The following is a 6,604-nucleotide window of genomic DNA, read 5'->3' on the forward strand; positions in this document are numbered from 1 at the left end:
GTTCTGTCGTGCTTTATATCCGCGCGGCGCCTTCAGAGATACTAAAGACGCTCTTTACTCCGTCTGTGTCATACCCGGCAAACGCCTCTCTACATTCATCCAACGAATAGCGCTTATGGATGACCTTACTCAGGGTCGTCCCGTATTCTTCCTTTAGGTTCCGCAGGTCTTGGAGTGCTCGCGTGAAGTGAATCCGGCTGGAGTTGACGCTCCCAAAAACAATCTGGTTTTCGAGCACGAGCGTTCGGGCCATAAAATCACCGTTCAGACAGACTTCTCGCGAACCGCTTGGAATGCCGATCAACACGCAAACGCCGTTTCTCGCCAGCCCTGTCGTCAGGTTCAGGGCGAGTTCTGTTACCCCACTCGTTTCGATGATGATATCCGGATTGCCGGTTTCATTTATCACATCCGCCGCGCTTCTATCCTTGGCGTTTACATATTGCGCTCCTAATTCTTTAACAAGCCGCACCTTGAGTGAGTCCTCCGGGGCTATCTCGGCGACAAACGTCTGTACGCCACTCAAACGAAGTACCGCAGTCGACAGAAATCCCAGCGAGCCCGCTCCTATGACCAGTCCTACCTTGCAATTGCCCCAAGCTTTGGACTCGATATTGTGGTCGGGATAATCGCACGACCAAAATGCGCGTGACCGGAAGTGTTTGATTTCATCTACCGCCTTCTCGGCGATACTTAAAGGCTCGGCGAGTACGGCATACGCTTCGATGCCTTCGGGAACACGCACTATGTAGACCTCGTCGTCAACAAAGTATTCAGTAAAATAACCGTTGGCGCCTTTGATTCCGCGCTCGGTGTATAAACCGGTTTGACACATATCGCTCCGATTATGCAGACAGGGGGCGCACAGGCCGCAACCCCTCCGTACCGTCGAAACGACTATATCACCGATAGCAACAGACGTTACCTCTCTGCCGATATCCTCGACGATGCCGATAACTTCGTGACCGACTATCATCGTATCCTCGCCCCGAGGCATGTTGAACTTGTTGCGAGCAACGGTTTCGAGGTCCGTTCCATCGATACCGGCTTCGATTACCCTGACAAGCACTTGCCGTGACGATGTAACGGCGGGTTTCGACACATCGAATAGTTGAATGCCGTCTTTGCCCCGGATTAAACCTATAGCCTTCATTTAAAGCTCCTTTATGACGTTTGCTCAGGCTCGAAGCGACTCCAGATCTTCGTGTCGAGTATCCGATTGATGCATATTACGGCCGACAAAGAGCAACCATCAGGTCCTTGTTAAAACTTATAATTAACATACCCTTCTAGTACTCCATCACAGATACATCGACTAGTATCCGTCATTCTGAGGGAGTTGAAAACGACCGAACAATCTCAAGCTTTAGAGATTCTTCGTTTCACTCAGAATGACGACTCATAAAACGTGTGATGGAGTACTAGGCCGTTCAACACAGAATCCGAGTTTAGACTCCAGCGCTTGCGGGTAACTGTGCTGTAATTGCTGTAATTGCCGTAATTAATCACAAGATCAACATACCCATCGGACGGCATTTTCAGCCCTAAGGAGGCGCTATGACGTTTGAAATAGTCGGGCTTCGGCGGGCATCCCTTCGGGCCGGACGAAGCGCTTAAGAAAGAGAGAAGGTAAATCCGGCTGAGCCTCCTGCTTAGCCTTAAACCTTAAAGGTGTCGGTCTGCCTGCGCCCTTTAGATAAATCAGCAATTTGTTATTTAAGTGTAACAAGAAATTAAGATACGAGGAGGTGTGCAACATGGCAAAGTGTATCGCATGCGCGGCAAACGGTTTTGATATCGATGTTGATGAGAAACAAGCGCAACAAGACCACATGACCGTTGAGTATCAGGGCAGGACTTATTACTTCGAGAGCGCGGAACATATGAACATGTTCAAAGAAGATCCGGACCGCTACATTCAGATGGCGCGAGAAAAAGGGTTTGCGGCATAGGCTGTCTCGGTTGCGGCCCGCAAAAGGGATACTCTCGGGTCCGATGGAGATTATCCCTTTTAGTTTATTTGCCGGCTTTCAATTGAAATACAAGGATGGTCACTATGGACTACAATCTTTTGGTTATCGGTTCCGGGAGCGCCGGCTCCGCCGCCGCGATGCGCGCGCGCTCCTTCGGGGCCAAGGTCGCGTTGGTCGAAAAAGCGAAGCTAGGCGGTACCTGACCGAATTACGGATGTTTGCCGAGCAAGTCTTTGCTGGCATCGGCCGCGGCATTTCGCTCCCTAAAAAGAGCCGCTGAGTTCGGCCTCAAAGCCGAGAATATCGGCTTCGACTTCTCAAAGGTCATCGACAGAAAAGACTGGGTTGTCTCGCAGATCAGCGGGCCCGGGTTGCGGCGATACTTTGAGAGCCAGGGAGTCCAGGTTCTTGAGGGCTCTGCCCGTTTCAGCTCTCTCAACGAAATTGACATCAACGGACAAAAGGTTACCTTCGAGAAAGCCGTCGTCGCGTCGGGTTCGGCACCGTTTGTGCCGCCCATAGAGGGTCTCGATACTGTCGATTATATGACGAGCAACGAAGCAATCAACCTGCGGGAATTGCCTTCGTCGATAATCATCATCGGCGGCTCGTCGGTCGGGCTCGAATTCGCAACGATATATCGCTCGTTCGGGTCTGAGGTGACCATTGTCGAAGCGCTGCCGCGTATCGCCTTTAAAGAGGACGCGGAGGTATCTTTGGCGCTTTCGAAATATCTTGCGGAGCAGGGTATCGCGATATACACAAACGTAAGGATAAAGAGCGTCTTTTCCGAGGATTCCACAAAATCATTGGTCATCGATACTGCCGATGGCGAAGCGAAATTGAGCGCGGGCAAGCTTCTGGTCGCTACCGGCAGGCATGCGCTCACGGCCGGCCTCGGTTTGGAGAGCATAGGAATCGATGTCGTTAAAGGCGGCATTGACGTAAACGAGTACCTTCAAACAAGCGTCCCGCACATATATGCTGCCGGTGATGTCGTGCCGTTCTTCCAGCTCGCACAGGCGGCCGCATACGAGGGCGACCTGGCGGGCTACAACGCCTTCGCCAAAGAGAAGAAGGCGCTGGATTTACGGGTGATGCCGAGGGCAACCTGGAGTTACCCCGAGGTAGCCGGCGTCGGAATCACCGAAGAAGAAGCAAAGGAGAGCAATCTCTCCTATATCGTCCAGAAGTTTCCGTTTGCCGGACTCGCCAGGGCGCTGGCCGACGGCGAGCGCAAGGGTTTTATTAAGGTGATAGCCGATGCGGATTCCGAGGAAGTACTGGGGTGCCACATAATCGGCAGCCACGCCGACGAGATGATACACCAAGCCGCTCAAGCGATGCAGACAAGGGCGCGTATCGGTGAGCTTGCGAAGACGATACACTGCGAGCTTACGATGTCGGAGGGTTTCGGCGATGCCTTCATCGACCTTGACGATGCGCTCAATGAATACAGGGCGAAAAGAAAGACCGCCTAGAAAGACAGACAGCGCGGCGACCGACATGGGTCGCCGCGCTGTCATCGACCATACCCTACTGCTTTTCCAGACGGATTTTAAACGAACCCGGATTCTCCAGGATGTTGATGTTTGGCTCGCCCCGCTCCATGAGCACCTCAAAGCTCAACCGGGTTCCGCCGACGCGAACACCGGCTAGAAATACCCGGTAAATATCGGCGGGAAGTCTCGGGTTGAGGGTAAGAACCTTCTCCTCAGCGTTTGCGTCCATACCGAGCATAGCCGTGAGCATGAGCATCGGCGCGCCGGCGGCCCAAGCCTGCGGACTGCCGGCTGCGGGATAGTCGATAGGTACCCGCGAGCTGCTGCGCTCGAATCCGCAGAAAAGCTCCGGCAGCCGCTGGAACGAGAAGTACTGGCCGGCATCGAGGACTGCGTCGATGACGCGGAGCGCTTCGGCGTGATATCCGTAAGCGATGAGCCCTTTCATGATGAACGCGTTGTCATGGGGCCAAATGCTGCCGTTGTGGTAACTCATGGCATTATAAGCCGCCATCTTCGAACTCATCGTGCGAATCCCCCAGCCTGAGAACATGTCGGGCTCGAATAGGCGCTCGCGGACGATGTCGGCCTTATCGCGGTCGACGATGCCCGTCCACAGGAGTTGCCCGGCGTTCGAAGTTATCGAGTCGACATGCACTTTGTCTTTATCGAGCGCCTCGGCAAAGAAGCCCGGCTCGTCCATCCAAAAATCCTTATTGAAAGAGGTTTTAAGCGCAAGCGCGCTCGCTCGCAGTCTCTTAGCCTCGGCCGTCTCGTCTAACACGTCCATAAGCTCGGCCGCGGCCAATTTGGCCATATAAGCATATCCTTGCACCTCGCATAGCGCTATCGGCGCTTCGGCGAACCTGCCGTCGGCGAATCGCACCGAATCCCACGAATCTTTCCAGCCCTGGTTTTCGAGGCCGGTCCCTTGTGACCGGACGTATTCGACATAGCCGTCATTGTCCTTGTCGCCGTACGCTTCTATCCACTCTGTCGCCCTGATGAGATTGCCTTTGAGTTCCTCGACAATCCCCTTGTCGGCGGTCCACTTATAGAGTTCATTGAGGAGGATTATATAGAGCATGGTGCCGTCCACGGAACCGTAGTAGACGCTGTGGTCGGTGTCGCCCGCCGGCGTCACGCCGCTCCATCGTATCTCATGAAGTATCTTCCCCGGCTCTTCTTCGATTAGTGGATTGACCTCCGCGCCCTGATATATCGCCAGGCTTCTCAAGACCCCATACGCCAGGTCCGGCAAGTACGGCAGCGTTTGATACGCCGCGATGATGCCGTCCCGGCCAAAACACGTAGCGTACCAGGGAATTCCAGCCGCCGGAACGATGCCTACTTTATTCATGCGCGGCCCTTTGAGCCGGAGCGCCGCCATATCGAATATGCTCTGGTCGTAGGCGTGCTGAAGGGCATCGTAATCGGAGAATAGCTTTGGCGCATGTCTAATCCAATCCACCCGATATTCCGGGGCGGGGCCGGCGACCGATTCGAACGAACCACAACCGCGCTTTGGTTTTGCCGGCTCCCCGGCAAGGAGCGTCATGAAATCGATGCAAAGCCGACGGCTCTGTTGCGGCTCTAGCGCTACGCTTAGAGAGGCCGTTTTGTAGTCGAAATCGGGCTTCTCGCTAAAGATAATTCGCGTTTCGAAGTAACCATTACGCGTGTCATGGATAAAGCTTAGACTTGCCTCCTCCCGGTCCGACATAACCACATACGCCTTCTCGTCCGGCTTCTTGCCCGACTTAACTTCGAAGATGTGGGCAAAATCCGCGGCAAAGTCAAAGAGCAGCTTCAAACTAACGGGCTCCATGCCGTAGTTTACGATAACGATTTCTTCGTGTAGGCCGTCGCCGATAAAACGCTTTCGGGCGATGCTTACGGTATTTGGTTCAATATGGTCTAACTTGGGAAGTTGCAGGTAGTGAACTGCGGAATAGTAGTCGACTTGCCTGCCGGTCATCACGAGCGGCTTGTGACCGTTTATCGACAAGTCATAGTAATTCAAGAAGCGATAATCCTCGTGATAGAGGCCGTCTTCGCTGTCGGCCACGATGTTCCCCAGCTCGTCGGAGATGAGAAACGACATTCCTTCGCTGATTGTGACATTCATAGACACCTCGCTATAGCTGCCGGGTCTTAAATGAACCAGTTATAGTCTTTAATGCCCACGTTTTCGATGATTAAACGGTGAGAGCTTGCGGGTGTGCGATGAGGTATGTCTGAGGTGCGTTAGCTATCGGCACTTATTAGTTGTAACGGCAAAAAGTTGGCGATTGCCTTAAAAGCTTCGTCTAAACTTAGAAGTGGCAGGTCATGCTTTATACAAACTGCGGCAATCAGGGCGTCGATTGTTCCGATCTGAATTCCCTGTTTCTTGCAAGTATTCCTCAGTCTAGCCGCTTCGATAAAATCATTTTCATAGAGATCTATTATTGGAAAGGCGGCTAAATGATCAATAAGCTGATTGAACAGTTTTATGCTGGTCACTCCTGAGAGAATCTCTTGCAGAATAATTCCAATAACGAAAACCTGCTCACCGCTCTCGATGTATTCCGTAAGAAGTTTTACCGCCTGAGACTCAACATCATGCTTGCGTCTTAATGCAAGCGACCATACAGACGTATCTACGAGAACCCTCATCGAGAATTTCTTTCTTATAATCGTGATTATCTTCGTAATCTACCTTGCCGAATAATGAGACAATCTCTTTCTGCTTTCTGCGCTGGATATACTCGACTAACGCTTCGTTCACCGTATCTTTCTTAGTCTTCTTCCCGCCAAGCTTCTGAGCTTCTTCTAACAATGTCTGATCGATTGCAAGATTGTGTTACGGGCCACGCTTTTTGTCCGTCCTCCGGCCAGAATCTTTGCCGTCGTTCGGCGTAATGATTCGATTCAATAGACCCATCCAAAATCTCCTTCGCCCTTCAATCAGCCTCCATCTCTGCCACCGCCCGCTTGACGCTCGACTCGTCGATGATGCCTTTTTTCTCCAGGAATCCGGCGATGAGAGCTTGAACGCTCAAGTTGTTGATTCGCCTCGGAATACCGGCGGACGACGAGTGAATAAGAGAGATGGCGTCGTCGGAGAATACGGGGTCGGAGCGTCCG

Annotated in this window: 8 protein-coding genes; 3 read left to right on the top strand and 5 right to left on the bottom strand. The window is 52.6% G+C overall.

Annotated features, from left to right (window positions below; all coding sequences use genetic code 11):
* Window positions 1–13 precede the first annotated feature (13 nt).
* Complete coding sequence (locus KGZ93_05440) at window positions 14–1,153, bottom strand: alcohol dehydrogenase catalytic domain-containing protein (protein ID MBS3909054.1); 1,140 nt, start codon at window positions 1,151–1,153, stop codon at window positions 14–16.
* A gap of 604 nt (window positions 1,154–1,757) precedes the next feature.
* On the opposite strand from KGZ93_05440, the gene KGZ93_05445 reads away from it, so the two are divergent.
* From KGZ93_05445 to KGZ93_05455, 3 genes are all read left to right on the top strand, one after another.
* Window positions 1,758–1,952 carry a YHS domain-containing protein gene (locus tag KGZ93_05445; GenBank protein ID MBS3909055.1) on the top strand — a complete coding sequence of 65 codons (195 nt, stop codon included), beginning with the start codon at window positions 1,758–1,760 and terminating at the stop codon, window positions 1,950–1,952.
* A 104-nt stretch (window positions 1,953–2,056) separates the two neighbouring features.
* On the top strand, window positions 2,057–2,176 hold the full coding sequence (locus KGZ93_05450; protein ID MBS3909056.1) for an FAD-dependent oxidoreductase: 120 nt from the start codon (window positions 2,057–2,059) through the stop codon (window positions 2,174–2,176).
* 15 nt (window positions 2,177–2,191) lie between these two features.
* Window positions 2,192–3,454 carry an NAD(P)/FAD-dependent oxidoreductase gene (locus KGZ93_05455; protein MBS3909057.1) on the top strand — a complete coding sequence of 421 codons (1,263 nt, stop codon included), beginning with the start codon at window positions 2,192–2,194 and terminating at the stop codon, window positions 3,452–3,454.
* 55 nt (window positions 3,455–3,509) lie between these two features.
* Here the strand turns inward: KGZ93_05455 and KGZ93_05460 are convergent, their stop codons facing one another.
* From KGZ93_05460 to KGZ93_05475, 4 genes are all read right to left on the bottom strand, one after another.
* Window positions 3,510–5,603 (bottom strand): amylo-alpha-1,6-glucosidase, encoded by a 2,094-nt coding sequence (locus tag KGZ93_05460; GenBank protein ID MBS3909058.1) that lies wholly within the window; start codon window positions 5,601–5,603, stop codon window positions 3,510–3,512.
* A 119-nt stretch (window positions 5,604–5,722) separates the two neighbouring features.
* Window positions 5,723–6,133, bottom strand: coding sequence for a PIN domain-containing protein (locus tag KGZ93_05465; GenBank protein ID MBS3909059.1), 411 nt, complete (start codon window positions 6,131–6,133; stop codon window positions 5,723–5,725).
* A complete protein-coding gene (locus tag KGZ93_05470; GenBank protein ID MBS3909060.1) occupies window positions 6,078–6,308 on the bottom strand; it encodes a type II toxin-antitoxin system VapB family antitoxin in 231 nt (76 codons plus the stop codon). The genes KGZ93_05465 and KGZ93_05470 overlap by 56 nt, the downstream gene beginning before the upstream one ends.
* A gap of 112 nt (window positions 6,309–6,420) precedes the next feature.
* Window positions 6,421–6,604, bottom strand: a 184-nt coding sequence (locus KGZ93_05475; GenBank protein MBS3909061.1) for an AAA family ATPase, incomplete at its 5' end; no start/stop codon positions are given.

This window comes from Actinomycetota bacterium, assembly GCA_018333515.1.
Taxonomy (GTDB): domain Bacteria; phylum Actinomycetota; class Aquicultoria; order Aquicultorales; family Aquicultoraceae; genus Aquicultor.